Source organism: Roseiarcus sp. (assembly GCF_052145395.1).
Classification (GTDB): domain Bacteria; phylum Pseudomonadota; class Alphaproteobacteria; order Rhizobiales; family Beijerinckiaceae; genus Roseiarcus.
This window is the reverse complement of sequence record NZ_JBKQOT010000072.1, coordinates 1-3,329: the sequence shown is the minus strand read 5'-3', so window position 1 is coordinate 3,329 and position 3,329 is coordinate 1. Positions and strand designations below refer to the sequence as shown.

Sequence of the window (3,329 nt, the reverse complement as noted above, 5' to 3'; positions counted from 1 at the left end):
CCCTGAAAGAAGTGCTACGGTCATCGCCGCATACGGCGGCCCACTTCGAAACCCCCGATCGAGTATTCATAGAGCCCCAAGAGCCGCTTTGGCCTTCTCGGCGATATTCTCAGCCCGCACCGTCTCGGCAACCGCTAATGCCTCGGCGAAACAAGCACGAGCCGCAGGGATACGCTTGCTGGCCTTGTGCAGCATTCCCATGTCGAGCAGGCATCGCGCGAGGTGGCCAGGCATATCGATGACCCGGCAGCGGCGAATCCCCTCCTCGAGATACCGTCGCGCTTTCATGCGTGCAAACGGAACATTAGTGAGGACGAAGCCAAGGTTCCTGATGAGAACCTGCGGCGGCGGTTTTTCTGGTGAAGTCGCGATTTGAAGGTAAATCTCTCCCAGGATCATGTAACCGAGCACAGGAAATTGGCGGTTACCCCAAGACTCGATTCGACGGATTGCCTCATGGATCCATTGCACCCCGGCTCCCAAGCGCCCTGAGAGGCTTATAGAGGCTCCATAAAAAACATCTATCAGCATAACCAAAGCGATAAATCCCGCACCGTCGCTTGTCCGCCGAACGTCGTCCAACACGTCAAAGGCCTCTTGAGCGCGTCCCAAAAGTGCGAAGGCACCGCCTTGCGCCGCACGCGCGCAGAGCCTGTCCAGGGGCGCGAGTGCCGTGGCGAGTGCTTGCCGAGCATTGTCGGTGGCTTCAATGTATTGGTCACTATAGAGGTTCGTAATCGCCATCTGCCACAGGCCGAATCCCATCGGGCGAGGATCACCCGTTGCGCGACTCAGGCTGAACAGCTCTAAACAAACCTCACGCGCTTCGGCGAACCGGCTGAAGAAAGTTGCCTCTTACCACCGAAAGTTAAGACATTTTGCTGCGAGCCAAGGGTCCCGAAGCGTGGGGGCGATCGTCGCTACACGACCGGTGAGCGCCCTGATCGTGGCGCGTGTCTCGTTGCCGGCATCCCCCCAGAACAGATGGAAAAACAGTAGCCCCAGGCAGGCGTAGCCGATGCTTTCTGCGTCACCGAGATCCTCCCCGAGAGCCAGAGCTTGTTCCAGGAACTTCTTACCGCTCGGCCCTTGCGCGCTGAAAACGTAGGAATAGCCCAGTTCGAAGAGAAGACGCGAATGGCGGCGCTTGTCGCCAAGGGCTGCAACACGTGGAAGATAACGCTCCGCCAAGGAGATAATGTTATAGAATTGTGCCCTGTAGTAATACAGGCGCGCCAACTTTAGCAGAACGTCCGCCAGAAGTGTGTCATCGGCGCAGAGAGGAGTCAAGTCGATCAAGTCAGTTACGCGGCGAAAACGTCGCTCGGCCTCCTCGAGCGAATAGACTTGTAAACTCTTCGCCCCGGCCAACGCCATATAGCAGACAGTCTTCGCGGCGCGACTGGTCTCATTGTAGTGATCCGCAAGACTGTCCAGGAATTCGTTGAGATTGGCGCTCCCCTGCTCCTCGATTGTATTGGCAACCTTTTCGTGTAGCTCTTGCCGGGCTGGGGTGAGTAGGCGGTTGTAAATGGCATCTTGAACGAGCGCGTGCTTGAAACGGTATCTGTCGCGGTCGGGCTCGGAAACGATGAGATCTTTTCGCTCGAGTGCCGCAAAGTGCTGGATGGCCGTCCCATTGAGTCCAGTTACCTGGCTGACGAGATCGGCAGAAAAGGATGGTCCGACGACCGATGCGGCCTCGAGGACGGAGCGTGAACTCTCATCCAAGCGATCGAAGCGTTCGAGCAGTAGATTCTCGAGTGTTATCGGGAGAGCGGACTCGGCGGCCTCTTCGAACAGAATGTCGGCTCCCGATCTTCGAATCTGCCCACGGTCGATCAGGTAGTTGGTAATTTCTTCGGTGAAGAGCGGATTGCCTTGCGTCTTCGCCACGGTAAGACGCTTGAGCTCGCCCGGCACTGTTGAATTTCCAATGCGCTTTTGCAACAGCTCAACCGTACTCTCGTCGGATAAGCGTGCCAGCATCAAGGTAACGACACCAGGAAGGTCTGCCCATGGCGGACGATAATGCGGCCGACAGGCCGTAACTATCAGCAAAGGAAGCTCGCGATCGGACTCAGCGATCCGCAAAAGCCAGTCCTGCGAGGCCGTGTCGGCCCAGTGGAGATCCTCAATGAACATGACCACCGGGGATCGACGGCAGCGTTCGCGGAGCAAGTCGGAAAGCACGTTTCGCGTACGGATTCCAACTACCTCGGAGGGGAGGCGTTGAACCGTACTATCATCGCCGACCTGTCCCAAAAGGTTCTGGAGGTAGGGCAGCGTCTCTTCAGTATCGAGTCCGAGCGCCGCCAATCCCTGACCCAGTTTGTCCCGAGCTACTCCAGAGGCATCGTGGTCGCTGATGCGGAAGGTCGTTCGGACCATGGAAATGAAGGGCTTAAAAGCGACTGCTTGACCGCCGGGAGTGCAATTACCCTGTAGGAGAAAGGCCTGGTCGCCCAGCGCCTGTCAGAACTCAAACAACAACCGCGATTTCCCGATACCTGGGTCTCCAACCAGATTGACAATCCGGAGACTGCCTGAGCGCGCCTCTCCCCAGCACTGCTCGAGTCGTTGTATCTCTTGCGCTCGGCCCACCAGCGGAGTGAGGCCACGGTGCACCGCCACGTCGAAGCGCGACAACTCGCCCTTCATGCGGCCAAGCTCGAACACGCGCTGCGTGACGGACTTTCCCTTGATCGAACGCTCGCCGATGAATTTGGTCTCGAAGTGCCCTTCAACGAGCGCCTCCATGGCCGAACTTATGAGGATCGAACCGGGCTCGGCTTCGGATTGAAGTCGGGCGGCGAGGTTGACGGTATCGCCTATAGCGGTGAACTCGACGCGCAGATCGTCGCCAACTTTTCCGACAACCAGCGGCCCGGTGTGAATGCCGATCCGATACTTCGGTCGGAGCCCGAACTCTCGCTGGAGGTCATCCTCTAGCGCGAGCATGCGGGACTGAATGTCTAGGGCGGCCTTGCAGGCTTCGAGCGGGGCGCTTTCATTAGCTATCGGCACGCCGAACAAGGCCATGAGGCCGTCACCTGTAAGCTCCTGAACAGTTCCTTCATGCGCATGAACCGCTTGACTCATTGCCTGCAGCGCTCGTTGGATAAGAAGGTACGTCTTTTCCTCGCCAAGGCGCTCGGCAAGAGGCGTAAAGGCTGCCATGTCGGCAAAAAGTACGGTCGCTTGGCGACGCTGCCCGTTAAGGGCGCGGGAAGGGGTCAAGCCTTTGGGGCTCAAGCCCTTTGGTAAGGACGTGGATGGCGTCTCGTGTACCAAATGCCGCCTCCCCGTATCGTATCTTTCGTCGGAGG

At 58.1% G+C, this 3,329-nt stretch carries 1 protein-coding gene and 1 pseudogene; both read right to left on the bottom strand.

Translation table 11 applies throughout. From position 1 onward, the window contains the following. Positions 1-66: 66 nt before the first annotated feature. The gene (locus tag ACLP25_RS02525; RefSeq protein WP_442467668.1) at positions 67-765 is read right to left on the bottom strand and encodes a hypothetical protein; all 699 of its coding nucleotides are present in this window, start codon (positions 763-765) and stop codon (positions 67-69) included. 90 nt (positions 766-855) lie between these two features. Next, positions 856-3,180, bottom strand: a pseudogene (locus ACLP25_RS02520) (ATP-binding protein). Positions 3,181-3,329 lie beyond the last annotated feature (149 nt).

Coding starts and splice junctions, on each gene's coding strand:
- ACLP25_RS02525 (WP_442467668.1), bottom strand. CDS start 765: ATGGGATTCGGCCTGTGGCAGATGGCGATTACGAACCTCTATAGTGAC.